Origin of the sequence: Thermodesulfobacterium hveragerdense DSM 12571, from assembly GCF_000423845.1 — a bacterium.
Classification (GTDB): domain Bacteria; phylum Desulfobacterota; class Thermodesulfobacteria; order Thermodesulfobacteriales; family Thermodesulfobacteriaceae; genus Thermodesulfobacterium; species Thermodesulfobacterium hveragerdense.
In genome coordinates, this window is record NZ_AUIT01000021.1 from 1 (window position 1) to 24,779 (window position 24,779).

General features: G+C 36.5%; 25 protein-coding genes. 20 read left to right on the forward strand and 5 right to left on the reverse strand.

Annotation, left to right across the window (positions count from 1 at the left end):
* From G580_RS0106745 to G580_RS0106765, 5 genes are all read left to right on the forward strand, one after another.
* Positions 1–333: transposase (locus G580_RS0106745; RefSeq protein ID WP_028841536.1), on the forward strand; the 333-nt coding region annotated here is incomplete at its 5' end.
* A complete protein-coding gene (locus tag G580_RS10350; protein WP_051173215.1) occupies positions 330–1,961 on the forward strand; it encodes a hypothetical protein in 1,632 nt (543 codons plus the stop codon). The genes G580_RS0106745 and G580_RS10350, both read left to right, overlap by 4 nt.
* Entirely contained in the window at positions 1,948–2,745 is a 798-nt protein-coding gene (locus G580_RS0106755; protein ID WP_028841537.1) for a polysaccharide deacetylase family protein, read from the forward strand. The genes G580_RS10350 and G580_RS0106755 overlap by 14 nt, the downstream gene beginning before the upstream one ends.
* Entirely contained in the window at positions 2,742–4,265 is a 1,524-nt protein-coding gene (locus G580_RS0106760; protein ID WP_028841538.1) for a BTAD domain-containing putative transcriptional regulator, read from the forward strand. The genes G580_RS0106755 and G580_RS0106760 overlap by 4 nt, the downstream gene beginning before the upstream one ends.
* A 21-nt stretch (positions 4,266–4,286) precedes the next feature.
* Positions 4,287–5,213: a hypothetical protein gene (locus G580_RS0106765; protein WP_028841539.1), complete on the forward strand. Its 927-nt coding sequence runs from the start codon at positions 4,287–4,289 to the stop codon at positions 5,211–5,213.
* On the opposite strand, the gene G580_RS0106770 is transcribed toward G580_RS0106765, so the two are convergent.
* Positions 5,210–6,511, reverse strand: a complete 1,302-nt coding sequence (locus G580_RS0106770; protein ID WP_028841540.1) for a hypothetical protein — start codon at positions 6,509–6,511, stop codon at positions 5,210–5,212. The two genes, G580_RS0106765 and G580_RS0106770, sit on opposite strands and share 4 nt — an antisense overlap.
* 202 nt (positions 6,512–6,713) lie before the next feature.
* Here G580_RS0106770 and ispF point away from each other — a divergent pair, with 202 nt between their 5' ends.
* From ispF to G580_RS0106850, 15 genes are all read left to right on the forward strand, one after another.
* On the forward strand, positions 6,714–7,190 hold the full coding sequence (ispF, locus tag G580_RS0106775; RefSeq protein ID WP_028841541.1) for a 2-C-methyl-D-erythritol 2,4-cyclodiphosphate synthase: 477 nt from the start codon (positions 6,714–6,716) through the stop codon (positions 7,188–7,190).
* Between the two features lie 141 nt (positions 7,191–7,331).
* A complete protein-coding gene (locus G580_RS0106780) occupies positions 7,332–7,796 on the forward strand; it encodes an FKBP-type peptidyl-prolyl cis-trans isomerase (RefSeq protein WP_028841542.1) in 465 nt (154 codons plus the stop codon).
* 119 nt (positions 7,797–7,915) lie between these two features.
* Complete coding sequence (locus tag G580_RS0106785; RefSeq protein WP_038041794.1) at positions 7,916–9,919, forward strand: monovalent cation:proton antiporter family protein; 2,004 nt, start codon at positions 7,916–7,918, stop codon at positions 9,917–9,919.
* A gap of 30 nt (positions 9,920–9,949) precedes the next feature.
* Positions 9,950–11,164: a cation:proton antiporter gene (locus G580_RS0106790; RefSeq protein ID WP_028841544.1), complete on the forward strand. Its 1,215-nt coding sequence runs from the start codon at positions 9,950–9,952 to the stop codon at positions 11,162–11,164.
* An 81-nt stretch (positions 11,165–11,245) separates the two neighbouring features.
* The gene (locus G580_RS0106795; protein WP_028841545.1) at positions 11,246–11,812 is read left to right on the forward strand and encodes an epoxyqueuosine reductase QueH; all 567 of its coding nucleotides are present in this window, start codon (positions 11,246–11,248) and stop codon (positions 11,810–11,812) included.
* A gap of 10 nt (positions 11,813–11,822) precedes the next feature.
* Positions 11,823–12,182, forward strand: coding sequence for a molybdenum cofactor biosynthesis protein MoaE (locus G580_RS0106800; protein WP_028841546.1), 360 nt, complete (start codon positions 11,823–11,825; stop codon positions 12,180–12,182).
* 14 nt (positions 12,183–12,196) lie between these two features.
* Positions 12,197–12,826 (forward strand): RlmE family RNA methyltransferase, encoded by a 630-nt coding sequence (locus tag G580_RS10355; protein ID WP_038041796.1) that lies wholly within the window; start codon positions 12,197–12,199, stop codon positions 12,824–12,826.
* Entirely contained in the window at positions 12,804–14,012 is a 1,209-nt protein-coding gene (locus G580_RS0106810; RefSeq protein WP_028841547.1) for a metallophosphoesterase family protein, read from the forward strand. Before G580_RS10355 ends, G580_RS0106810 begins: the two co-directional genes overlap by 23 nt.
* Positions 14,013–14,169: 157 nt before the next feature.
* Complete coding sequence (dapB, locus tag G580_RS0106820) at positions 14,170–14,982, forward strand: 4-hydroxy-tetrahydrodipicolinate reductase (RefSeq protein ID WP_028841548.1); 813 nt, start codon at positions 14,170–14,172, stop codon at positions 14,980–14,982.
* A 14-nt stretch (positions 14,983–14,996) separates the two neighbouring features.
* On the forward strand, positions 14,997–15,791 hold the full coding sequence (locus G580_RS10360) for a P-loop NTPase (RefSeq protein ID WP_051173219.1): 795 nt from the start codon (positions 14,997–14,999) through the stop codon (positions 15,789–15,791).
* Between the two features lie 19 nt (positions 15,792–15,810).
* Positions 15,811–16,572, forward strand: coding sequence for a Rossmann-like domain-containing protein (locus tag G580_RS0106830; protein WP_028841549.1), 762 nt, complete (start codon positions 15,811–15,813; stop codon positions 16,570–16,572).
* Positions 16,569–16,862, forward strand: a complete 294-nt coding sequence (locus G580_RS0106835) for a hypothetical protein (protein ID WP_028841550.1) — start codon at positions 16,569–16,571, stop codon at positions 16,860–16,862. The genes G580_RS0106830 and G580_RS0106835 overlap by 4 nt, the downstream gene beginning before the upstream one ends.
* Positions 16,859–17,662, forward strand: coding sequence for a glutamate racemase (murI, locus tag G580_RS0106840; protein ID WP_028841551.1), 804 nt, complete (start codon positions 16,859–16,861; stop codon positions 17,660–17,662). Before G580_RS0106835 ends, murI begins: the two co-directional genes overlap by 4 nt.
* A gap of 13 nt (positions 17,663–17,675) precedes the next feature.
* On the forward strand, positions 17,676–18,884 hold the full coding sequence (locus G580_RS0106845) for an aspartate aminotransferase family protein (protein WP_028841552.1): 1,209 nt from the start codon (positions 17,676–17,678) through the stop codon (positions 18,882–18,884).
* The gene (locus G580_RS0106850) at positions 18,871–20,142 is read left to right on the forward strand and encodes a TIGR04013 family B12-binding domain/radical SAM domain-containing protein (RefSeq protein WP_051173222.1); all 1,272 of its coding nucleotides are present in this window, start codon (positions 18,871–18,873) and stop codon (positions 20,140–20,142) included. The genes G580_RS0106845 and G580_RS0106850 overlap by 14 nt, the downstream gene beginning before the upstream one ends.
* A gap of 69 nt (positions 20,143–20,211) precedes the next feature.
* Here the strand turns inward: G580_RS0106850 and G580_RS0106855 are convergent, their stop codons facing one another.
* The 4 genes from G580_RS0106855 to G580_RS0106870 form a co-directional block, all read right to left on the reverse strand.
* Complete coding sequence (locus G580_RS0106855) at positions 20,212–21,600, reverse strand: alginate export family protein (protein ID WP_028841554.1); 1,389 nt, start codon at positions 21,598–21,600, stop codon at positions 20,212–20,214.
* A 98-nt stretch (positions 21,601–21,698) separates the two neighbouring features.
* Positions 21,699–22,931, reverse strand: a complete 1,233-nt coding sequence (locus G580_RS0106860) for a molybdopterin molybdotransferase MoeA (RefSeq protein ID WP_028841555.1) — start codon at positions 22,929–22,931, stop codon at positions 21,699–21,701.
* Positions 22,932–23,003: 72 nt separating this feature from the next.
* On the reverse strand, positions 23,004–23,318 hold the full coding sequence (locus tag G580_RS0106865) for a NifB/NifX family molybdenum-iron cluster-binding protein (RefSeq protein ID WP_028841556.1): 315 nt from the start codon (positions 23,316–23,318) through the stop codon (positions 23,004–23,006).
* Between the two features lies 1 nt (position 23,319).
* A complete protein-coding gene (locus G580_RS0106870; protein WP_211211376.1) occupies positions 23,320–24,738 on the reverse strand; it encodes a sigma-54 interaction domain-containing protein in 1,419 nt (472 codons plus the stop codon).
* Positions 24,739–24,779: the final 41 nt, after the last annotated feature.

Here is a 24,779-nt window from a genome sequence, read left to right on the forward strand (position 1 = left end):
AAGAGTTATGAGAAGAAGTATCCAGCTTATATAAAGGGACTTTTGAAAAAGAAGGAGCATTATTTTGTTTATAAGAAATATCCTGAGGGGGTGAGGAGGTATATATACACGACGAATGTGGTTGAGAATATAAATAGCAGGATAGAGCTGATAAGGGTAAATACAGGGGGATATTTTCAATCAATCAAGACAGCAGAGGTTGCGATATACATAACAGTAAGTCGGATTCAGAAAACGAGATGGCAAAAACCACTTCCTTTAATTAAGTCTGCTTTATACGAATTGAGGCAAATGTTTGTAAAGAGATTTTATAAGGAGACACAATTCTCTTGACAAGTGTCAAAGGGTATAACGAACGTCATGAGAGAAAAGATAAATATTTCTATGGAAAGTATCTTTACATAGAAAAAGGGAATCCCTTTGAGGTGTGGAATACCCAAATTTTAGACTATCTTTTAAACTATTCTTATGAGACCTATGGGCATTTACCGTTGGTTTCTGTGGTAAACTGGATACCCCTTGACCCTATAGAACATCCTACAGAAAGCAACATAGAAGATGAAGAATCTTTTTTTATCGGGATAAAACCTAACTTAAAAAAATGTAACGAAAACGAGGACATGGAGGTTTTTGATACCTATAAAATAAAAAGCTCTTTTAACTGTTTTTTTTCTTCATATCACGTTTATCCCTACTATCCAGATTTTATGAACTATGAATTTTTAACAGAAAAAAGACCTTATTTGGCTTACTTAAAGCGTCTCAAAGAACATCATAAAGGTCAAGCCTTGTTAATCGCAGAGTTTGGTATACCTACCAGTAGAGCTTCTGCTCACTGGCAAGTCCATGGTTGGACCCATGGTGGAAAAAATGAGGTTGAACAAGGAAGAATCTTGGTAGAGATGATTAAAGACATTGAAAAGGCAAAATGTGCAGGATATGCGATTTTTAGCTGGGCTGACGAATGGTTTAAAGTAAACTGGCTTTTTATGAAGTATTATCTGCCAAGAGATAGAAAGCCTTTATGGTTTAACCTGCAGGACCCAGAGGAAAACTATGGACTTCTTGAAGTATATCCTGGATATCCTAAAAAGATAGTTTCTTTATCTGGTGAACTTAAAGAATGGGAAGAAGCTTTCATAGCTTATAAAAACCTTAGCCCTCTAAACAAAGAAGGAGAGATAAAATCGATAAGACTTGCCAATGATGAGGGTTTTTTGTACATCCTGGTAGAGGTCTCAACAAAGATCAATTTGAAAGAGACTCAATTTTTTGTCGGGATAGATACTGGACATAAAGAATATGGCGAATTTTCTTTTCCTGCAGGTATCAACCTTATTTCTCCTGTGGGGTTAAAATTTTTGTTGCATATTACCGGAAAAAAAGATTCTAGATTACTTGTAGCCTCGTCTTATAATAAAATGCTTTCCCATGAGAAGTTTTTTTCTCCTAAAGGAGAGGTTTTTCCGCAAAAAAGCCTTGCAGGAAAATGGAACTTGATATTATGTAAGACCAACATGAGAAGGGTTACCAAAGATTTTAAAAAACTTTTTGGTCCAAAGTTTTACAACTTAAGTAGCCTAAGGTTTGGTAGCCTTAAGCCAGAAAATCCAGATTTTGATAGTTTAGCAGATTTCTATGTAAAAGATAATCTAATCGAGATCAGGCTACCTTGGGAGCTCTTAAATTTTTCAGACCCAAGCTCAAGAAAAATGTTTTGGAAGGAAAATGACATCCTTTGGAAGGAGTCTGACGGTATCCGGGTGGTGGTGATAAGTTACAAGCCTAATCCGTTTAAGCCTCCAACAGCTTTAAAAATACTTGATTTCAGGCCTAACCCTTTAGAAAAAGATAAAATTAATACGTATGTTTGGGAAAAATGGGAAGTCCCCTCTTTTCATACTCGTCTAAAAAAGAGTTACTTTATCTTACAAAGGTACTTAAAAAATGAGAAAAATTAGCAGAAGAGAGACGTTAAAATTACTGCTTTTGTCAAGTCTTGGAAGTTTGACCTCAAACTCTTTGGTTTTTTCTTATGAGGAAAAAAAGGCCTTTCAAGAGGAAAGTTTTCCGGTTTTACTTTATCATGAGATAGCCTATGAACCTCTTACATCTTATACCGTTACCCCTGAGGAGTTTTTTTCTCAGATGGAAGTTCTTTACTCATCAGGGTTTGAGACCCTCTTGCCACAGGAATTAGACTCAAGTGTGGCAAAAAAAATAAAAAAGGTTATGCTTACCTTTGACGACGGGAGTTATACCTTTTTAGAATATGCCTATCCGCTTTTAAGAGAGTACAGGTTTAAGGTGGTGATGAATGTTATAGGTAGTAAAGTTGGTAAAGGCTGGTTTATAAGTTGGGATGAATACAGAGAAATCCTTGACGAAGGCCTTCTTGAAATAGGATGTCATAGCTATGATTTTCACTTCCCTAACTGGAGTAAAAAGTTGAGCCTGAAAAAGTTCGAAGAGGATCTTTTAAGGTTTAAAGAAGAGGCTTTTAAACACCTAAAAATAGAGATTACTACCTTTTCGTCTCCTTTTGGAGAAAGGCTAACCTCCGAGCATGTTAAGATTTTGAAAAAGCTTGGGTTTAAACATATCTTTATGTCTGAAGAAGAAACCATAGAGAGAACCTATTATAACCCTGCCTTAAATTTCCAGTTTATCCCAAGGTTTAATTTAAACCATTATTTTAGTTTAGAAGACTTTAAAAACTTGGTTATGAAAGGAGAGAACCTATGAAGCAGTTTGGTGTTTTAATCTTAATTTTAACCTTATGGTTTTTAGGACAAGGATATGGTTTGGCTGAAACCGTGGTTTTAACTCCTCAAGATAAAAACAAGGAACAGTCCTTTCAGCATAAAAAAGCAGGGGATGAGCTGTTTAAAAAAGGAGAGATCAAAAAAGCTTCTAAAGAGTACATAGAGGCTCTTAGGTTGTATAAAGATTATGAGATAGAAGAGCTTATTACTATGGCTACCAGAATTTCTTGGGGAGGAAAACTAAAGGAATCAGAGGGGATTTTAAGAGAGGTTTTGAAAAAAGACACTCAAAATCGTAGGGCAATCCTACAGCTGGCAAGGGTTCTTTCTTGGCAAGGAAGACAGATAGAGGCTTTAAGTATGGTAGATGCTCTGCTAAAAAAAGATCCTGCTGATGAAGAAGCTTTGTTGGTTAAGGCTAATGCTTTGAGGTTTTTGGGAAGGTCTGATAAGGCTTTAGAGCTGTACGATCAAATTCTTGTCAAAAGGGACGATTTTGATGCCAGGTTGGGTAAGGCTTATGCTTATGGTAGTTTAAGGATACCCTCTAAATTAGAGGAAAATTTTAAACTTTTAAAACCGGGGTATCCTTATCAGGAAAAAGACGTAAAAGACCTTGAGTTGTATAAAAAATCTATCTTTAGTCCTGCTGTCTTAACAGGATTTTCTTATTTCCATGATACCGACGAAAATGAAGTTTATACTTATAGGTTAGGGTTTGAAACCTATCTAAAAGACCTTAGGGTGGTTGGTAATTATGTTTATAGGGAGGGTTCAGATGAACTGCGAACCTCTTATTCCGATGAATTAATTTTTGAAGTAGGGAAGAGATTAACCAACCCTCTGTGGGGTTCTGTTTCCTTTGGTGTTTCCCAAGGAGGAAAAGATGAAACTTTTGTGGTGGGAGGGGTTGGGTTAAATCTGTTGGCTGGTAGAGGTAGTGTGGGGTTAAATGTTAATAAAAGTGTCTTGACAGATACTGCAGAACTTATGGAAGATGTGATAAAGGTTTTATCTATAAACTATTTTGTCAATCAGTCGGTTACAGACCGTATTTCTTTATATGCTAATTATAATCACCGTTGGTATTCAGATGAAAATCAGGCAGACTCTATCCAAGCCTCTTTTCGTTATAAGATTAACTTTGGTAATCCTGCAGTAAGCCTTGGATATAGGGTGGTTTATTTAGACTTTAAGAAACAGATGAGAAACGGATATTTTGACCCTGATGATTTTTGGTCAAATCAGTTGTTTTTAACCATTTATTACGAAAACCCCAAAGTTTACGTTTATTTGGAACCCTTTATCGGTCATCAAACCTTTAGGCGTTATGGACTTTGGTCTTATGATAAGGCTTACGGAGGTACAGGTACCTTAGGGATTAAACTTAACGAAAAACTGAACTTGGAAATGTCCATAGAAGGCGGAAACTACGCAGCAGGAACGACCTCTGGATGGAAGTACTACCAAACAGGGTTTTTGCTAAAATATGTTTTTTAGTCTGAAAAGCTACATAAAATTATGTATATAGCAAGAAGACCGATTTTGGGAGGTTATGAATATAGCCTTAAAGAATCTTATTATGACCCTCCCTACTGGCGAAGCAGACTTATATTAAACTTAGGGACTAATCCAGAGAAATACATCACCTATTATAGTGATATAGCCTTTTCTATAGAATTAGAGGAGGTTTTAGAATCTTTAGGATATCCTACCGACCAACATGAGTTAGAAAAACTATTTTTTAGGTTTTTAAGCCCTGAAGCTCAAAGGGTCATCCTTCAGTTTGAAAAACCTAAAACAAGAAAACAATCTAAAAAGCCACTTAATTTAGAGGTGTTACATCCCTTTGATATAAAAAGGTATTTGGTTTTAAAGCTTGGAGTCCTTGAAACAGATAAGTTTCTTTCTCAACCCTTTCCTTTTTTAAAAAAACTTATGGAAAAATCAAGAGATGAGCTTGAAAACTTTTTCTGGGATATGGAGGATGAACTGCCTTATAGAGAAAAAATAAAGTATGTAAGGGCAATTTTTGGGGTGTTAAGACTACCTTATAAGATGAAAGTAGAAGAGGTAGATGTTTTGTTTTTAAAAAATTTTTGTCAAGTTTTAGAGGATGAAAGTTTTTGTATGGGATTAAACAAAGGAGAGCTTTTAAACAATTATTTTTGTAGATATCTTTGGTTATATTTTGATGAGGATTTTAAAAAACATAGGGGTTATCTGAGAGAGCCTATGATTTTTGTTTCGATTGAAAAGATTTATCAAGAAGCCTCGTATTATCTTGAGGTGTCTATAGAAGAAATAAAAAAAGCTAATAAAAAAGAGATATTAGGCCTTTTTAGAAAAAGAGCTAAAGTATTGCACCCCGACCATGGAGGGTCTAAGGAAGGTTTTATAAGGCTTAGAAGGGTGGTGGAAGAACTTCTTAAGCTAAAAGGTGATTAAAAAATTTCGTCTATAAGTTTAAGGCCTATTTCTTTCCAGTCTTCTCTTCCGTAGATCACGATTTTTGACTCTAAACTTCCGTCTACAAAGGCAAGGTCTTTCTGGGTTTCTTTGACTTTTTCTTTTGGCAATCCAGTGATCAGGAAAGCTCTCCCTTCTTCTCCTCCTATCTGTTTAACCCTATGTATAATCTCAAAACCCTTAAGCTTGCAGATGTTAGACCTGTCCTCTGTTGTTATAGAGATACCTATCAACTGATAGCCGTTTATGATAAAAAAATCCAGTTCAAAAGGTTTTGAGTCTTTTTGAGCCTTAAGAGAAAGGCCAAACTGAAGTTTTTCTTTAAGCCCAAGGTCTTCAAGTTTTTCTTTTAATTCTCCATATACATACCATTCAAGCCAAAGGCCATCCAAAAATTCTATAGAATCCTTAATCCTTTGTTTAAGGGCTTCTTTACCAAGGTTTTCAGGTGGAACCCAGAGGCTTCTTCCCTCAGTAAGTTTCTTCCCTTCTGGTAAACTTTCCAGTATTTCCCAGACAAAATAAGGGGTAGATGCTTCTAAGTTTTCTATAAAGGTTTTTATTTCAGGTTTTTTTAGATGGTCTTTAAACCTTTTGGCTGTTTTAAAAAGGTCTTTATCGTTTTTAAAAATTTTTCTAAAAGGGTTTTCAAGCCAGGACAAAAACTCTTCTATTCTGTTTTCTTCTATCACTACTTTTTTAATAGTTTTTAAGGTTTCTTTAAACTTGAAATCTTCCCAGCTATCTGCTTTTAACTTTTCATAAAGAGACAACTTAAGTAAGGTTTTAATGTCAAGAAAAAGATAATTTCTCAGGTCTCCTATTACCGGAAAGATGTCTCCGCTGTCATATACGATTTTAAACCTTCTTGTATCTAAGTAAGAAGCTGAAAACCGAGTCTGATAAAGGTTTTTTAAAAAGTTATAGACCCCAACTACCATGGGTTTAGTCCCAGGTTTGTAGTTGAGATGGACCTCATCAAATTTTTCCCAGATGCCCACCATATCAAGGTCTTCGATAATCTGCTGTACATTACCTATGTCTTTTAGCGAAACAAAAAATACCTGATGAGAGGTTAGATGAAGAAGGTTTTTTATCCTTTCAGCATAAATTTGGGTACCTTTTTGTACCTGGTTATCTTCGGAAAAGATAAAAACAAAATTTCGATAATGATGAAAGGTTTTAAAATAAAGGGGGATCACATAATTTGCCAGAGGATTGGTGCCTATCAATAAAACTAAAGCCCTTCTGTCTGGGTCTAAACCTTTTTTAACCAAAGAAGCCCCTTTTTTAGTTTAAATTCAAATTATACCGTGTTTGCCTAAAGGTTCAACCAAAAATTTGCCTAAATGGGACACTTAACTTGTAAAGCTCATTTTTTTAGAAAGAAAGTTTAATATGTTTTTCGAGATTTCTTGGTTTTTAACCTTTTAGATGTTATATTTTTTAGAAAAGCAAGTTTTTATAAGGGGTAAAAGTTTGCGTTTTGGTTTTAGTTTTGACTTGCATCGTTTGGTTGAAGGGAGACCTCTGAAGTTGTGCGGGGTTGAAATCTCTTTTGAAAAGGGCCTTTTCGGACATTCAGACGGCGATGTTGGGCTTCACGCACTTATAGATGCTATGCTTTCTGCTGCAGGTTTACCTGATATAGGTAGTCTTTTTCCTGATAAAGACCCAAAGTATAAAAATATAGATAGTACTGAACTTTTAAAACAAGCACTTTCAAGAATAAAAGAAAAAGGTTATGCTGTCCATCAGATAGACCTTACCTTTGTTTGTGACCGGCCTAAGTTAAGCCCATATTATGAGTTGATGAAAACTCGTATAGCAGAGCTTACAGGGATCTCCCCTTTTGATGTAGGGATAAAAGCCAGAAGTGCTGAAGGATTACTTTTAGAGGAGAATAAAGAGATTATTGCTTGTTTTTGTTTGGTAGTCTTAAAGAATTCTCATTAACTTCTAATAACTTTAAAAAGACTTGTTTTTTTCTTCTTATGTGTTACCTTTTTTAATTAAGGTAGAAGGGTGAGAGATTCAAGAGTCCGATCCTCTTGTCTTTCAGCTTCTATCATTTTATAAAAAATAAGGAGTTTAGTTATGCGTAAGGTTCAGTTAGGAGATGTAGTAAGCATTCATTGTGTAGGTCAACTTAAAAACGGTGAGGTTTTTGAAAACACCTATGATGGAGAACCTTTTATCTTCCAGGTTGGCTCTGCTGAGATTATACCTGGACTTTCTGAAGCGGTGATCGGGATGGAAGAGGGAGAAGAAAAAGAGGTGCTTATTCCTTCAGAAAAGGCCTTTGGTCCCAAGGATGAGAATTTGGTTAGGTCTATCCCTAAAGAGGCCTTAAGTTTGGATGTAGCTCCAGAGCCAGGCTTGATGTTAAACCTCATCGTTGATACCCCTCAAGGAGAGATGACCTTTCCTGCAACCATCTTAGAGGTTACCGAAGAGGAAATAGTTTTAGACTTAAACCCACCTTTAGCAGGAGAAGACTTGATTTTTAAAATCAAGTTAGAAAAAATCCTCACTCCAGACGAAGAAAACATAGTTCTTTAATCAACTAAAATAGCCCTGCTTCTCAACGAGGCAGGGCCTCTTGTTAAAATTCCAAGAATTGAGGTTTATTCTTTACAAATTTTTACTTTTTTTGTTTTTTTAGTTATAATTTTATAATCATGGAAGTTTTGATTGAAGTTTTAAAAAGTTTTTTGCTTATTTTTTTAGGGTGTATTCCTGTTGTCTGGTTAACCACCAAACTTAAAATTCCCTCTGTCATAGGGTTCTTAATTGCTGGGATTTTAGTTGGCCCTTATGGTATAGGTCTTTTAAAAGATGTTCACTTAATAGAAACCTTGGCTGAGATGGGAGTTATTTTTTTAATGTTTACCATAGGCATAGAGTTTTCTATCAAAAAATTGATAGCCTACCGCAACGAAGTTATTTTGACAGGGTTTCTGCAGGTATTTTTAACATTATTTTTGATCTCGGGATTAAGCTTAGTATTTTTAAAGACTTCCTTTTCAAACGGGGTTTTTTATGGATTTCTCGTAGCTATGAGTAGCACTGCTTTGGTGCTTAAGATGTTGATGGATAGAGGAGAGATTAACTCTCCTTATGGTCGCTCTTCTTTTGGGGTATTAATTTTTCAAGATCTAACTGTTGTGTTTATAATGTTAATGCTACCTATTTTGGCGGGAAATAAAGGTAGTTTAGGAGGCCTATTTTTTACAATTTTTAAATCTTTTGGTTTCCTTATTGGTTTGTTTTTGGTTGCTTATTATGCAGTTCCTTATATCTTCCATCAGATAGTTAAAACCAAAAGTCGTGAGCTTTTTCTGATGGCTCTTTTGAGTCTTGCTTTAGGAACAGCCTTTTTTTCCTATCAAATAGGCCTTTCTCTGGCCTTGGGGGCTTTTTTAGCAGGTTTAGTGATTTCTGAATCAGACTATGCCTATCAAAGTATAGCTGAAATTAAACCTTTAAAAGACCTCCTTATGGCTATATTTTTCGTGTCAATAGGGCTTTTGTTGAATCCTACTTTTCTTTTAAATAATTTCTTAAACACGTTGGTGCTGTTAGGGGTTATGTTGCTGGTTAAGTTTATAGGTATTTTTATAGCGACCTTACTGGTTAACAGAAGCCTAAGAGTGGCTTTTTTAACTACCTTTTATCTTTTACAAATAGGAGAGTTTTCTTTTGTTTTAGCCCTGGAAGGCAAGAGGATGGGCTTCTTATCTGAAGAGTTCTATCAGGTGTTTATGGGGGCTTCTATCGCTTCTTTATTTATAACCCCCTTCTGGATTCAGTTTAGTCACAGTCTTACTGAATTTATTCTGTCAAAGATTTCTTCTAAGCTGTATGTTCGTTATCAAAAGATAAAGGCTGTGAAGATAAAAGAAGAGAAAGCCGAGTTAAAAGATCATACGATAGTTGTAGGATTTGGGGTAGCAGGTAAAAACATCGTCTATGGATTAAAGACCTTAAAAATACCTTACGTTATTTTAGAAATGAACCCTAATACAGTTAAGAAGCATAGAGAAAAGGGAGAAGTCATATACTTTGCAGATGCCACCAACAGAGAAATAATGTTAAAATTTGGGATAAGAAAGGCTAAAGCTTTGGTAGTGTCTATGGGGGATGTCATAGCAACCAGGAAGATCGTTTCTATAGCTAAAAAAGAAAATCCACAGCTTTACATCATAGTAAGAAGTAAGTTTGTAGCTGAGATAGAAGAGTTGATAAAATTAGGAGCTGATGAGGTGATACCTGAGGAGTTTGAGGTTTCTATAGAGATGTTTGCTAAAGTTTTAGAGACCTACAAAGTTCCTAAAAACGTTATCTATGAACTTTTAGAGAACTTGAGAAGTAAACATTATAGCGCCTTTAGAAACGTCCAAGATTTAAAATTGGAACTCTTAGAAGGGCTTGAATTTTTAAAAGGAGAAAATATCCAGAACTTTTTAGTTAAAAAGGGATATAGATTGGCAGGGAAGTCTATAAAAGAGTTGGGACTTCGATCGAAAACAGGGGTTACCATCATAGCCATAAAAAAAGGCCCTGATTTTTTGATAAATCCCTCTCCTGAAGAAAAAATAGAAGAAGGGGATGTGTTAATTTTGATAGGTAAGGAAGAGGATTTGGCAAAAGCTCAGGCTTATTTAAAAGAGTTTGAACCTTAAAGTTTGTAATATCTAAAGAGGTTTAGATAGATGGAAAACTTAGAAATTCATGTGCTTTTCTTGTACATTGGGATTATCTTGTTTTTGGCAAGATTGACAGGAGATATTTTTGCAAAGTTTGGTATTCCCTCGGTGATAGGAGAAATTTTAGTAGGTGTTTTGCTTGGTCAGAGTGTCTTAGGATTAATTCCTGTTAACAAGGTAATACAAATTTTAGCAGAACTTGGGATCATATTTTTGTTGTTTCATATAGGCTTTGAGGCAGACTTAAAGCAGCTAAAAAAGGTGGGTTTTTGGGCCTTAGAGGTGGCTCTAATCGGGGCAGTTTTCCCCTTTTTGTTAGGTATGAGTGTTTCTCTGTTTGTTTTTGACTTAAATCTCACCCAAGCCCTTTTTATAGGAGGTACCCTTACAGCTACAAGTATAGGTATAACCATAAGGGTACTTGAAGACTTAGGTAAACTTAACGAAAGATTCTCCCAAATAGTGTTAGGAGCAGCGGTACTTGATGATATCTTTGGGGTAGTTGTTCTATCTATTCTTTTTGAGTTTTCAAAAACCCAAACGGTAGAGATAAAAAATACTTTATTGTTTATGACATATATCGCAACCTTTTTTTTGATAGCTCCGGTTTTGGGAAAATTTTTAGCCCATATCATATCGTTCATAGCTAATAGGTTGTCTACCGTAGATTTTGTTCCTTCTGTTGTGGTAGCTTTGATGTTGTTTTTTGCCTATGCTGCTCATGAAATAGGGTCTCCAGAAATCTTAGGAGCTTTTACCGCAGGAATTGCCTTTTCTCGCAGGTTTACCATTCCTTTTGCCATCACACTAAATACCGATAAAGAAATCGTTAACAAGATAGAAACTTCTCTTCAACCTTTATTGGATCTTTTTACTCCTATCTTTTTTGTTTACGTAGGACTTCAACTTAACCTTAAAGTGATAGATTTTTCCTCTGCTACCTTTTGGTTTTTAAGTCTTATTCTTTCGGTGGTAGCTATTTTAGGAAAACTTGCTGTAGGGTTGATGATTAAAGGTGATTTGAAAGAAAGGTTAAGCGTGGGTTTTTCTATGGTACCAAGAGGAGAAGTTGGCCTTATTTTTGCTGAGTTTGGGAGGATAAGTGGAGTTTATGACGAAATGTTATATGCGGTAATGGTGTTTGTCGTTTGTATTACTACCTTTCTTCCTCCTGTAGTCCTTAAAATAATTTGGAGACAACCTAACTTCTCCAAGTCTTAGCCTTTAGGCTGGATAGGTCTTGAAACAAGGTTGTAGATTTAAAATAGTTGGTTTTTACTAAAATTGTTGTATTATTTACTTATGATATTAATTCATGTTTGCTGTGGCCCTTGTTTACTTTATCCACTGTCTTGGTTTAAGGAAAAAAGGATAGAGGTTTTGGGGTATTTTTACAACCCGAATATTCAACCTTATCGAGAGTTTAAAGCAAGGATTAAAGCCTTAGAGCAGGTAGAAACGCTAAGAGGGATAAAAATAATCTGGGACAAAACTTATGGTCTTAGGTTTTTTGTAAAAGAAACCTTTATGGTTTGTGAAAATCCTGAAAAAAGATGTGAACGCTGTTATGTGATGAGGCTTAGACAAACGGTAAAAAAAGCCTTAGAATTAAAGGTAGAAGCCTTTACTACAACCTTACTTTATAGTATATACCAAAATCACAATCTTATAAAAGAAATAGCTGAAGACCTGAGCCATAAATATCGGATCCCTTTTTTTTATGAAGATTTTAGAAAAGGGTATAAACTTGGTCAGGAAGAGGCTATAACCCTTGAACTTTATAGGCAGTCTTATTGTGGGTGTATCTTTAGTGAAGAAGAAAGATACTCTAAAGCCCTTATCAAAGAGCTAAAAAGAAAAAATAAATAGGAGGTGTTTTATGGTTTTTAAAGAGTATCAGGCCTATTTAGACAAAAAAGAAGAGGTGACTAAAAAACTTTTAGGAAAATTTGGTTGCATGGTTGAGTTTAACGGATTTGTAAGAGAGTATGATCTAAAGGGAGGAGAGGTAGTTCCTGCAGAAGGGATGTTTATCAAAGATGAGGTTTTTAACCATCTCGAAGACATAAGAAAAAATACCATAGAAAAGTTTGGTTTGATAGAGGTAATCATCTATCATAACCAAGGATTCTTAAAGGTAGGAGATAGGGTTACAGGATTTACTATCTTGGCTAAACATAGATACGAAGCCTTTGAGGCTTTGCAGTATTTGATAAACGAAGTAAAAAAATATCACTAAACTTCTGGAGGCTTATGGGTAACAATCCTTGGTTTGATACATGGGCTAAAAAGGCAAAGGATGCAGGGTATCCAGCCCGTTCAGTCTATAAACTGATGGAAATCCAAGAGGCTTGTCGATTGGTAAAAAAGGGAGATGTGGTGCTTGATTTAGGGGCAGCTCCTGGGTCTTGGTCTAAATATCTGTGTAAACTTGTGGGGAAAGAGGGTAGGGTTATAGGGGTTGACTTGCAAGGGGTTAAAATAAGTTCTCCTAATTTTACTTTTTTGCTAAGAGACGTTTTTGAGTTAACTTCTCAAGACTTTTTAGCTTTGGGAATAGATAAGTTTGACGTAATCGTTAGTGACATGGCACCTAAGACCACCGGAGATAAGTTTGGGGACCATGTAAGGTCTGTAAGTTTAGTCGAAAAGGCTTTAGACCTGGTTTTGAAAGTTTTAAAACCTGGTGGACACTTTGTAGCTAAAGTTTTTGAAGGTCAGAAGCTTCCTCAACTTAAAAAACAAATTGAAAAATACTTCAAAGGTGTTAAACTTTTTAAACCTAAGAGTTCAAGAAAAGAAAGCAGAGAGATATTTATCGTTGCTCAACATTTTAAACCTAAAACAAACTTGAGGATCGATGAAGATTCTACACAGCTCTGACTGGCATTTAGGAAAAACCGTCAACAACAAAAAATTAATAGATTATCAGGTCACCTTTTTTGAAAAAACATTTCTTCCTCTGTTAAAAGAACAAAACCCTGACCTTATCGTGGTGTCAGGAGACATAGTGGATAAACCTATTCCAGATTATGAGACCTTAAAGGGTTATAAAGAAGTTCTTAGGATGTTGGCTTCAACCAAGGTTCCCATCCTTTTTATCTTAGGGAACCATGATTCCAAAAGGATCAGCCTTTTTAAAGAATTTTTTAAGGCCGAAAAAATCTATTTAGCAGACGACCTGTCTTTTTTTGTAAATCCCTTTGTATGGGAGAAAAACGGAGAGAGAGTTTATTTTTATTTGCTCCCCCATCTTTCTGTGTTTGAGTTGATCTCTCTTGTAAAAGATTTGTTCCCTAAAGAGGCTTTAGACTTTTTAGAAGAAAAGGATCAGGTGTCTGTGCCAGAACTTTTAAGTTTTCTCTTTTCTAAGATAGAAATAAGAAGACCTGCGGTTTTGGTAGGGCATTTAGCAGTAGACAGTGCAGTTTTTTCTGGAGAAGAGGTTTTAAGAGGTAGATGGCAAAATACAGTAGGAAATGAAGAAATATTTCCGCTAAGTCTCTTTGAATGTTTTGATCTCTGTCTTTTCGGACATCTTCATAGGCTTCAGGCCCTTAATAGGCCTCAGACCCATAACCCCAAGATTTTTTATTCAGGTAGCCTTATGCCTTATAGTTTTGACGAGGCTAACCATAAGAAAGGGTTTTGGTTTATTTCTTTGGAAAAACAAAAGGTGAGCTACGAACAAATCTTTATAGACCCTCCTTATCAATTAAAAACCTACGAAGGCTATTTTAAGGATCTTATACTTAAACGTGATGAGAGTTTCGTAAGGATAATTTTAAAAGACAAAACCCCGGTTGCCTATCCGTATGAGCGGTTAAAAAAGGTTTTCCCCAATCTTCTTGAATTAAAATATGAAGAGGAGGTTAAGCAAGAAGAAAAGGAGTGGAGTTTATTAGGTATCGATTGGCATTTAGATAAGACTCAAAGGTTAGATGAAAAGGATCTTTTCCTTAAGTTTTATCGTTTCGTAGAGGGAAAAGAGATAGAGGAACCCCTTTTTCAAGTTTTTTCAGAATGTTTAGAAGAATTTTTTAAAAATAAGCAGGAGAGCGTTTTATGAATTTAGACGGGATTTTAGTAATCTTAGGGATAGTTGTAGTTTGGTTAGTTTTGGTTAAGTTATTTTCTAAGGCAGGAATTCGGCCTTGTTGACAAATTCCTTTTCCTCCAGAGGGAGGAAGGGAAACCACTAAAAAACAAACAAAAGGAGGGACAAAATGCCGGTAAAAGCTATAGTAGCAGGTGCTGCAGGTAGGATGGGTAAAACCCTCATTAACCTTATTTTTAATAACTCTGAAATAGATTTAGTAGGGGCTTTTGAACATCCCGAACATCCTGCTGTAGGAAAAGACGTAGGAGAAGTGGTAGGTCTCCCAAAAACAGGTATCGTCATAGAAGGAAGTTTGGAGAAGGTGATAGAAAAGGGGGATGTAATCATAGATTTTACCTTTCATAAAGCCTCTTTAGAAAACATAAAAATCAACGCTAAGTACAAAAAGGCTTATGTTTTGGGAACTACAGGTTTTGCCAAAGAAGAACTTGAAGAGATCCATCAACTGGCTAAACAAAACTTTCCTTTAGTTCAGGACTACAACATGAGTATGGGAGTTAATCTGCTTTGCAAGTTGGTAGAGATTACCGCTAAAGTTCTTGCTGAAGGTTATGACATAGAAATCATAGAGGCCCATCATAGGATGAAAAAAGACGCCCCTAGTGGGACGGCTTTGAAGTTGGCCAACGTAATAGCTCAGGCTTTAGGTAGGAGCGATAAGGATTATCGGTTTTGTAGGGAAGGTATCATAGGAGAAAGGACTCCTAAGGAAATAGGAATACAAACGATAAGAGGAGGAGACATCGTAGGAGAACATACGGTGCTTTTTGCCGGTATAGGAGAAAGAATAGAGCTTACCCATAAAGCAAGCTCAAGAGAAACCTTTGCCAGAGGGGCTATCAAAGCTGCGATTTGGGTGGTTGGTAAAGAGCCTGGGGTTTATGGAATGCAGGATGTCCTTGGTTTAAGAAATCTTTAGGGATTGGATGGTTTATGGAAGAAAAAATTTGTCCTACTAAAGATTTACAAGCCTTAAGGGAAGAACTAAAAAAACATACCGGTTTAAGGGATGTTAGGTTTGTTTTGGCTGTGGGAAGTGGTAAGGGAGGGGTAGGAAAAACCACTGTCTCAACCCTTATCTCTCTTGGTTTAAAAGCTAACGGATACTTGGTTGGGCTGTTTGATCTGGATTTTTACGGTCCTAACGTTAATTTTGCTTTAGGTTTGAAAAATACCCCCCCTTTGATCGAATTTGGAAAAATAAAGCCGGTATTAGGTCCTTTTCAGTTGAAGGTAATGAGCTTAGCCCTTATGGTTTCTGAAAAAGAGCCGGTTTTTATGAGAGGGCTTATGGCTTCTAAACTTTTGCAGGAGCTTGTAGGGAAGGTTGAATGGGGTCCTCTTGATTTTTTAGTTCTTGACCTGCCTCCTGGTACCGGGGACATCTTTCTTACCATGCTTGACCTTTTTGCCCCAGAGGGTTTTGTGCTGGTTACCACTGCCAACAAAATGGCTTTGGCAGATGCCTTGCGGACTGTAGGTATTTTAAAAGAAAAACATGTGCCAGTTTTAGGGGTAATCAAGAATTTTTCTGGGGTTTTTGAACAACAAGAGGCTTTTAAGGAATTTTTAGAAAAAACTAAATTACCTTTTCTTTTTGAAATGCCCTTTATAGAGGAGCTTTCCTCGTGTGAGGATTTGACCGAGTTGTTTCAATTACCTGGGAAAAAGGAGCTCTTACAAAAATTGGCAGACCAGATACTTGAAAGGGTCTTTAGGATAAGATAGCTTAGGGTTGGTCTGATAGATGGGAATTTATACCGAGCTTGTAGAAAGAGCTCTTCCATATGCCAGGGCTAAAAAAATAAAGAGAATGGTAATAGGTCTTCATTATACGATGGTTGAGGTAGAAAGGTGTGGGACAGGGCTTGCTTATACTCTTTTGCCTGAAATTAAGAATTGTTGCGAGTTGAATGATAGTATCAACTTTTGGAAATTACCTGCAGACATAGCGATAAAAGGCTATCTTTCTCCTAACCAGATTGAGTCGATCGTAGGACTTGCAACCATCAATGCTATTTTTTCTGGAAAGAAAGAAAATCTAAAAGATGGTGTAGAAGGAGACCTTTTTTCAATCATCAAGCTTGACTATAAAGATGAAGTCCTTATGGTAGGGAGATTTGAACCTGTGCTTCGCAAACTTCAAGGTAAGGTTAAAAGGGTCTGGGTATTAGAAAAAGAGGAAGACATAAGAACTTTTTCTTTAGCAGAAATCAAAGATAAAATTAAGCTGGCTATAATTACTTCTTCAACCTTGGTTAACAAGACGTTAGAGCAGGTTTTAGAGGGCCTTTATGGGGTACCTGAGGTGGTTTTGATGGGCCCGACCACACCTCTTTGTCCTGAGGTTTTCAGGTTTACCCCAGTAACTTGGCTTTGTGGAGCCATAGTAAGAGACGTTGATCAGCTTTTTATTAAAATTTGTGAAGGTAAAGGAACTCAAGCCTTTTTTAAGGCTAATGCCTCAAAACCTATACTTGAAAAAATTAACTTAAGGGTTAAAAAATGAACTTGCGATGGCTTTTACAACCTAAGGTTTTTGCTGCTATAGTTTTATGGGTGCTCCTTAGCTTAAGGATCTATCCTTTAGATTTGATGAAAACCCTATGGGATTCTGGAAAGATATTTATAGGAAGCGGACTTTATGGTTTAGGGATTACGATCATTTTTAACGGACTTTTAGCTAAATTCACTAAAAAAGGATTAAACAGAGACCAGTTTATAAAAATGGCCCTTTGGTTGGCTGTGCTTACGGCCGTAGGTGCAAGCCTTGAATTTTATTTCGGGATGGGGAAATGATAGGAGTATTTGATTCAGGTTTAGGTGGACTTACGGTAGTAAAAGAGCTCTTAGTTAAGATAAAAGATTACAAGATAGTTTATTTTGGAGATACCGCAAGAACTCCCTATGGGACCAAAAGCCCAGAAACAGTTACCCGGTATGCCGTTGAAAACACGAGGTTTTTACTGAAGCTTGGAGCTAAGATAATAGTAGTTGCTTGTCATACCGCTTCAAGTACCGCTATACCAGTATTAAAGCAGACCTTCCCAGAGGTTCCTTTTTTTGAGGTGGTTACCCCTTCTATGGAAAAGGCCCTCAGGCTCACCAAAAATAAAAAAATAGGACTGATCGGTACCAGGACAACCGTAGGAAGCAAGGTATATGACAGGCTTTTTGCAGAAAAAGACCCGGAGATAAAGCTTTATTCGAACCCAGCTCCCTTACTTGTGCCACTTATAGAAGAAGGGTGGCTTAAAAAACCTGAAACCAGAAGGATAGTAAAAAAATACCTGATTCCTCTTAAAATGAGAGGTATAGATACTTTAATCTTGGGGTGTACTCATTATCCTATCATTAAAAAACTTATCCAGGAAAAGGCAGGGAAAAGAATAAAACTGGTAGATCCCTCAGAGGAGGTAGCTTCTAACGTAGCCAATTTTATAGAAGAACATCCAGAGTTTAAGTCAACCTTAGAGACAAACGGGTTAGAAATTTTTGTTTCCGATTTAACCGCTTATTTTGGAAAGATTGCCGAGATGTTTTTAGGAAGAAAGGTAGAGTTGAAAAAAGTTGCTATAGAAGAAATTATCAACCTTTAAAAAGGAGAGAAAGATGAGTTATCTTGCAGACCTTGGAGAAGTTTATCTTGCTCCTAACTATAAAAGAGAACCTATTGTGTTTGTTAGAGGTGAAGGCACAAGACTTTTTACAGATAAGGGAGAAGAATATTTAGATTTTACTGCAGGGATTGCTGTTTGTAATTTAGGACATACCCATCCTCAACTTGTTCAGGTTTTAAAAGAACAAGCCGAATGTTTATGGCATACTTCAAACCTTTATTACACCGAACCTCAGGTAAGGCTTGCCAAAAAGTTGGTAGAACTATCCTTTGGAGATAAGGTATTTTTTGCAAACAGTGGTACTGAGGCAGTTGAAGCAGCCTTAAAACTTGCCAGACGCTGGGCTTATCAAAATTTCGGGGGCTCTAAATATAAGTTTATTGCCTTAAAGAATTCCTTTCATGGAAGGACTTTAGGTTCTCTTTCGGTAACAGGTCAGCCTAAATATTGGGAAGGGTTTGAACCTTTAGTCCCAGGAGTGGTTTTGGTTGAGCCTAACGATTTGCAAGGATTAAAACAAGCCTTTGATGAAACCGTCTGTGCTGTAATTATGGAACCTATCCAGGGAGAAGGTGGAGTTTATCCGTTAACCCAAGAGTTTATAGCTCAGGCTAAAGAGCTTTGCCAAAAATATTCTGCTCTGTTAATCTTTGATGAAATCCAGACAGGGTTAGGGAGGACAGGAAGGCTTTTTGCTTATGAACATTATGGGATAGAGCCTGATGTGATGTGTCTTGCCAAGGCCTTAGCCAACGGACTTCCTCTTTCGGCCATGATTGCGAAAAAAGAAGTAATAGATTTTTTAACCCCTGGTAGCCATGCCTCTACTTTCGGAGGGAATCCTATAGCCTGTGCTGTAGGCTGTAAAGTGATTGAAATGATCTCGGACCCAACCTTTCTTGAAGAGGTAGAACTTAAAGGTAAAGTTATCATGGAAAAATTAAGGGCTTATCAGGAAGAATATCCAGATCTTATCAAACATATAAGAGGAAAAGGTCTGTTGATAGGTGTTGAGTTTACCATAGAGGTAAAACCCATCTATCAGGAACTATTAAAAAGAAGGATTTTAACCACTACTCCCAAGCCTAATGTTTTAAGACTTTCTCCTCCTCTTATCATCAATTACCGAGAGATAGACTACTTTATGATTCAGCTTGAAGAAATCCTAAAGGATATTAAAACTCAGGGTGAAAACACTTAAAATTGTTTTTTTAGACCTACCTCAAAATAAATACAGCCTAACCGCTCTTTTAGGAAGCTTAGAAACCAAAGAAGAAATACTTTCTGAGATTGAAGTCTCTTTTGCTAAGAATAAAAAGGAGTTATTTTCAGAGATTTCAGAAGGTCTCAAAACCTATCCTTTACAGTTAGCCTGTTTTTCTTTTTTTACCACACAGGCTTGGGAGATAATTTCTATCATTACAGAACTTAAAAATCTCTATAAAGATAAGGTTTTAGTTTGTGCTGGAGGTCCTCATCCTACCGGAGATTTTAAAAGGGTGCTTAAAGCAGGTGCAGATTGTGTGGTTTTAGGGGAGGGAGAACAAACCTTTGTTGACCTCTTGGAATGTATACTCAATAGAAAGTCTTTTGAAGCAGTAAAAGGCATAGCTTTTAAAGATATAACTGGAAAAGTAAAGGTAAATCCTCGGAAAGTGTATGTTAATCTTGACCAGTTTTTACCTTTTAGCCCACGGTTTAAGCGTTTTGGTCCCTTAGAAATTACCAGAGGGTGTCCTTTTGCCTGTAACTTTTGTCAAACCTCAAGGATTTTTGGAACCAAAGTAAGACATAGGTCCATAGATAAGGTTTTATCTACGGTTGAAATGCTTTTTAAAAGAGGACTTACCGATATAAGGTTTATCACCCCAAATGCCTTTTCCTACGGTTCAGAAGATGGAAAAACCATAAACTTAGAACGCCTTGAGGAGTTGTTAAAAGGAATAAAGGGCTTGCTTAAAAATAAAGGCAGGATCTTTTTCGGAAGTTTTCCTTCTGAAGTAAGACCTGAACATGTAACCCCAGAGACCATCTCTTTGGTAAAAACTTACGCGTCAAACGATAATTTAGTCATAGGAGCTCAGTCAGGTAGCGAAAGGATTTTACAACTTTGTAAAAGGGGCCATACCGTAGCAGATGTATACCAGGCAGTCAAATTAACCGTAAAAGCAGGATTAATTCCAAAAGTAGATTTTATCTTTGGATTGCCCTATGAAACAGAAGAGGATGTTAGACAAACCATAAAGGTTATAAAGGACTTAGTAAAGATAGGGGCGGTGGTTCATGCCCACACCTTTATTCCCCTTCCTCAAACCCCCTTTTTATATAAACCTCCTGTTAAACTTTCAGGAGATCTGATAAAACTGATAAAATCCCTTACAGGTAAAGGCCTTTTATTTGGAGACTGGGAGGCTCAACAAAAACTTTCTCAGAAGATTTACAATTACTTTAAGTCGTAAACCTAATTCAAAAAATGTAAAGGAAATCCCTCCTTAGTGCCTAACCCTAAGGAGGGATAAAAGCTCTGGTTAAAACTGGTAGAGAAGTTGAGCTCTAAAGAAGTTTGCGGTATGAGAATCGTCGTAGTAAAAATCTCCAGGATTTAAGACTTCATACTGTAATAAACCAGAAAGTTGATTGTTAAATTTATGGCTTAAAAGTAAGGCTAAAAGGTCCCCTCTGTTTTTACCGTTCCCAAACATATCCTTAGGAGAAGAGGTAGCTTTTTCATCTGCTAAAAGTTTTTGATAGCTTATTTTAAGCTCGGTGTTTGTAAAGGGATGTAATTTTACGGTAATCATCGGAGCCTTTAGGTTAGTCCAGTATCCTGGAATGGGCCCACCTTTAGAGGAGGTTTCATAAATATAGGTATAAAAGAGAAGTTCGTTCCAAAGAGGGGCACGGGAAAAAAGTGGATTAAATCCTTCGTTTTTCTTGGTCTTAGGGTCATCTCCTGAAAGATAGACATAACCTATTTCTACTTCAGGCTTTACAGGACATTTTTCAAACTTTCTGGTTAAAAATAAATATCCTCCAAGGCCAGACCTGTCGGTATCGGTGTGGTATTCTCCCCATTGTTTGGCAATCTCACCTCTTAACATATAATCGCCAATTTTGTAAACTGCCCTAAATCCTATGGTATGGATATAACTTGAGGTACTTATTACCTGGGATTTTTCCTCTTTTTTGTAGATATAATAGGGCTCTACTTTTAAAGCCTCAGAAAGGGTATGTCTTCCATAAACCCAAAAACCTCTTTCGTTAGAGCCTGTAAGCCTTTTTTTATGGTCGATATAATTTATATCTTTCCCGTCATCATAAGAAGGATGGATTACCGGAAGATAGACATCCTTTTGAGGGTTTGAGACAAAGACTATATCTACCGTATGCTTAGGGCTAAAAAGTAAAGTAGTTTTAAAGGCGTTAAAATAAAAGGACCTTGAGCCATCGTTAGGGGTCCCTTCTGAAATCAAAAAGCCTTCTCCATACAAATCTTTCCCAAGAAAATCTTGTCTCCCAATCCTAAAGTTAACAGGTAATCCGAAAGGTTTTTTAAGGTCTATATACAGATTGTCTACAAAGATTTCATCCTGGTCAAAATGCCTTCTTTCTTGATTATCCTTTAGGATCAGATAATTTGGTCCCATGTGATACTTAGGTTCTGTAGCTAATCTTACATAAAGGGAGGTAGAGTTGTTAAAGGTGATTTTATCCCAAGCCTGTATTCTGAGTCTTAAGAAATTACGGTCTTTATTGGTATTCTTTGTGAGATTTTGATACCCCATAGACACTATGTTGTCCCATAACTCATAACGTAGCCTTACAGAGCCTCCTAATTCGTGGTCCAAACCTAAAGTAATAGTCGGACTTAACATCAAAAGAAAGACAAATAAAAAGCTAAGCATAGCCCTTACCATAACCCCCCTCCTTTTTATTGATAAATAAAGAAAATTTCGTTAACGGTATCTTTTCAGATTAGTTAACCAGAAAGATTTTTAAAATGTTTGTGAAAAAATTAGCAAAGATAGATTTCTACTTCTTCGTCTTTTTCTACTCCAAGGAGGTCATCAGGGATGATTAGCAATCCATCTGCTTTAACCAACGACATAATAAGCCCTGATTTAGAAAGAAGAGGGACGGCGTAAAGTTCTCCGTTTTTTTTCTCAAGATAAACCCGGATAAAGTCAGTTCTACCTGCTTGAGATTGGATACTTTTAGCCATTTTAGCTTTGACAAAAGGGGTATAGTTTTTAGAGGATAATCCCATCAATTTTTGCATAACAGGTCTAACAAAAAGAAAGAAGCAGATGTATACAGCTACAGGATGTCCTGGCAATCCAAACACAGGTTTATGGTTGCATATCCCTGCGATAACAGGTTTTCCGGGTTTTATAGAGACCCCATGGAAGAGAACCCCTGGAGGACCAAGTTCTTCTATTATTTTAGCGGTTATGTCTTTGGTCCCGGCACTGGTTCCACCGGTAATAAGCACTATGTCTGTTTGACGGTGGGCTTCGGTAACCACCTCTTTTATGGCGTGATAGTCATCTTGGACTATACCAAACTTAATAGGTATTCCACCTTCTTCTATAATTATTCCTGCTAAGGTAAAGGAGTTTATGTCTCTAACTTTCCCCGGAGACACCTTTTCATGATGAGGGATGATCTCGTCTCCAGTGAGAATAATTCCTACTTTAGGTTTTGAGACTACCTTTATTTTAGTAAAGCCTAACCCTGCAAGACCTCCTATATGATGAGGTTTAAGTTTGGTTCCTGCAGGGATAACAAGATCTCCTTTTTTAATATCTTCATCTTCCAAGATAACGTTTTCTAAAGGACCTACTGGTTTTAAAACCTCTATCAGGTCTGAGGATACTACGTTTACATGTTCTACCATCACAACCGCATCTGCTCCTTTAGGAAGCATGCCACCGGTAGGTATATAAGCTGCCTCTCCCGGATTTAACTCAAAAGAGGGAGCTTCTCCCATCAACACCTCACCTTTTACCATGAGGTAAGCAGGCATGGTATCTTTAGCCCCAAAGGTGTCTTGAGCTCTTACGGCAAAACCATCTACCGTAGAACGTCTAAACCCAGGAAGGTCTTCAGGAGAAAAAATGTCTTCTACAGAGACCCTAAAATAGGCTTCTTCTATAGGGATTTCCTCGATAGAGAGATTTTTAAACGGGACTTTGTCTAAAAGAAGGTTTAAAGCCTCTTTAAGGGATAGGTATTGTTTATCCAGCATAAAAAAATTATAATAGAGTTTTCAAAAATTACTACCAAGCTTTTTGGTTTTAGATAGGCTTGAAAAGAACTTTTATTTTACGATTTCTCCTTCTTTTAAATTATTTTTGATAACTCTTTTTAAAACTTCCTTTGCAGGGCCTATGACCCTATCTATTACTCTTATCTTTTTCCATAAAAGATACTGATAATAAGTTTCTTCTATTCCCCCGCAAACTACAAGATCAATGTTTTCTGCTAAAATAAAACTGCAAAGTTCTTCAGCAGAAGAACGTGGCAGAATAACTGTCCTTACTTTTTCCCCCTTGTTTTCTACAATAAGAACTTCTCTAGTAAAGTCAAACCTTGGGGCTACATGGTCTTTTTCTAAAGTAATCAATATTTTCATTTTATTCTAACCCGTATTTCTTTAACTTTCTCCAAAGGGTACTTCTTGCCCAACCTAGCTTTTTAGCTGCTTCAGTCTTTTTACCATCACAACTTGTCAGCGCCTCGATAATTTTCTTTTTTTCGAACTCTGCCCAAGTAAAACTTTCATTTTTTTGGGTTTTTAAAGAGGACCAATCTTTAGCCAAGGTTTTTTGTTGGTCTTCTTCATTTATGGCAGTAAATAGATATTCCGGAAGATGTTTTTCTGTAATCCAGTCGTCTGAACAAACGTGAACAGCATATTCCACTATGTTTTTTAGCTCCCTTATGTTTCCAGGGTATTTATAAGACCTTAGCACCTTTAAAACTTGTTCCGAAAAGCCTTTGATTTTTTTATGAGCTTTTTCAGAAAATTCTTTGAGAAAGTAGTCAGCTAAAATCAATATATCATCTCCTCTTTCTCTAAGGGGAGGAAGCTGTACTTTTAACACATTAAGTCTATAAAACAAATCTTCTCTAAATTTTCCTTCTTTAACCATCTGTCTTAATTTTTTATTGGTTGCCACAATCACCCTTACGTCTACTTTTACTTTTTTGGAACTACCTAACGGATAAAATTCTTTATCATCTAAAAAAGTTAGTAGTTTCACCTGAAGGGCAAAGGGTAGGTCTCCTATTTCTGTAAGGAAAAGTGTCCCTCCATTGGCTAATTTTATCATTCCTGGTTTGTCAGCATTAGCTCCGGTAAAGGCGCCTTTTACATGGCCAAAAAGTTCTGACTCTAACAGAGGCTCTGGAAGAGCACCGCAGTTTACTTTGATAAAAGGATTGTTTGCCCTTGGAGAAAGTTTATGTATTACCTCTGCTAAAAAATCTTTTCCTGTACCTGTTTCTCCTTCTATCAAAAGGGTGGCATTAGAGGTTGCAAAAATAGGCAACATTTCTTTTATTTTTAAAATAGCTGGGCTGTTGCCTAAAATGAACTCCATTCCAAATTGAGGCAAGAAAAGAGATTTTTCCTTTAACCTTGAAAGATCTTCAAGCACCAACATGAACCACCTATTTTCTCCCTGAGAAAATCTTGTTACAGTAATTTTTACCGGTATTCTGCGTCGGTGAACGTCTATTATGTCTCCTTCTATCGAAAGTTTTTCTTCTTTTTTTATTCCAGCTGTTAATTCTTTAAAAACGTTGGTTTTTATTATTTGATTTATATCTAACCCTTTAACTTCCTCAGACTTGTATCCGGTTAAAGCTTCTAAAAATGAATTTATAAATACCACCCGAAAGTTTTCGTCTAAAAACGCGGCTCCATAAGGGATTGCTTCTAAAATATCTTTAACTTTTATAAAAGATTCGTTGCACTTAGCCTTCATGATTAACCAATTTTTATCTGAATAAACGAACGAAAAAGCATATTTTCCATCTAAAAAAATCATTTTAAAAACTTCTTGAGAAAAATCAACCTGTGAGGACAAAA

Bases quoted from the DNA above. Each gene is read 5' to 3' on its own strand.
- G580_RS0106755 (WP_028841537.1), top strand. From the start codon at position 1,948: ATGAGAAAAATTAGCAGAAGAGAGACGTTAAAATTACTGCTTTTGTCA.
- G580_RS0106760 (WP_028841538.1), top strand. From the start codon at position 2,742: ATGAAGCAGTTTGGTGTTTTAATCTTAATTTTAACCTTATGGTTTTTA.
- G580_RS0106765 (WP_028841539.1), top strand. From the start codon at position 4,287: ATGTATATAGCAAGAAGACCGATTTTGGGAGGTTATGAATATAGCCTT.
- G580_RS0106780 (WP_028841542.1), top strand. From the start codon at position 7,332: ATGCGTAAGGTTCAGTTAGGAGATGTAGTAAGCATTCATTGTGTAGGT.
- G580_RS0106785 (WP_038041794.1), top strand. From the start codon at position 7,916: ATGGAAGTTTTGATTGAAGTTTTAAAAAGTTTTTTGCTTATTTTTTTA.
- G580_RS0106790 (WP_028841544.1), top strand. From the start codon at position 9,950: ATGGAAAACTTAGAAATTCATGTGCTTTTCTTGTACATTGGGATTATC.
- G580_RS0106795 (WP_028841545.1), top strand. From the start codon at position 11,246: ATGATATTAATTCATGTTTGCTGTGGCCCTTGTTTACTTTATCCACTG.
- G580_RS0106800 (WP_028841546.1), top strand. From the start codon at position 11,823: ATGGTTTTTAAAGAGTATCAGGCCTATTTAGACAAAAAAGAAGAGGTG.
- G580_RS10355 (WP_038041796.1), top strand. From the start codon at position 12,197: ATGGGTAACAATCCTTGGTTTGATACATGGGCTAAAAAGGCAAAGGAT.
- G580_RS0106810 (WP_028841547.1), top strand. From the start codon at position 12,804: ATGAAGATTCTACACAGCTCTGACTGGCATTTAGGAAAAACCGTCAAC.
- dapB (WP_028841548.1), top strand. From the start codon at position 14,170: ATGCCGGTAAAAGCTATAGTAGCAGGTGCTGCAGGTAGGATGGGTAAA.
- G580_RS10360 (WP_051173219.1), top strand. From the start codon at position 14,997: ATGGAAGAAAAAATTTGTCCTACTAAAGATTTACAAGCCTTAAGGGAA.
- G580_RS0106830 (WP_028841549.1), top strand. From the start codon at position 15,811: ATGGGAATTTATACCGAGCTTGTAGAAAGAGCTCTTCCATATGCCAGG.
- G580_RS0106835 (WP_028841550.1), top strand. From the start codon at position 16,569: ATGAACTTGCGATGGCTTTTACAACCTAAGGTTTTTGCTGCTATAGTT.
- murI (WP_028841551.1), top strand. From the start codon at position 16,859: ATGATAGGAGTATTTGATTCAGGTTTAGGTGGACTTACGGTAGTAAAA.
- G580_RS0106845 (WP_028841552.1), top strand. From the start codon at position 17,676: ATGAGTTATCTTGCAGACCTTGGAGAAGTTTATCTTGCTCCTAACTAT.
- G580_RS0106855 (WP_028841554.1), bottom strand. From the start codon at position 21,600: ATGGTAAGGGCTATGCTTAGCTTTTTATTTGTCTTTCTTTTGATGTTA.
- G580_RS0106860 (WP_028841555.1), bottom strand. From the start codon at position 22,931: ATGCTGGATAAACAATACCTATCCCTTAAAGAGGCTTTAAACCTTCTT.
- G580_RS0106865 (WP_028841556.1), bottom strand. From the start codon at position 23,318: ATGAAAATATTGATTACTTTAGAAAAAGACCATGTAGCCCCAAGGTTT.
- G580_RS0106870 (WP_211211376.1), bottom strand. From the start codon at position 24,738: ATGATTTTTTTAGATGGAAAATATGCTTTTTCGTTCGTTTATTCAGAT.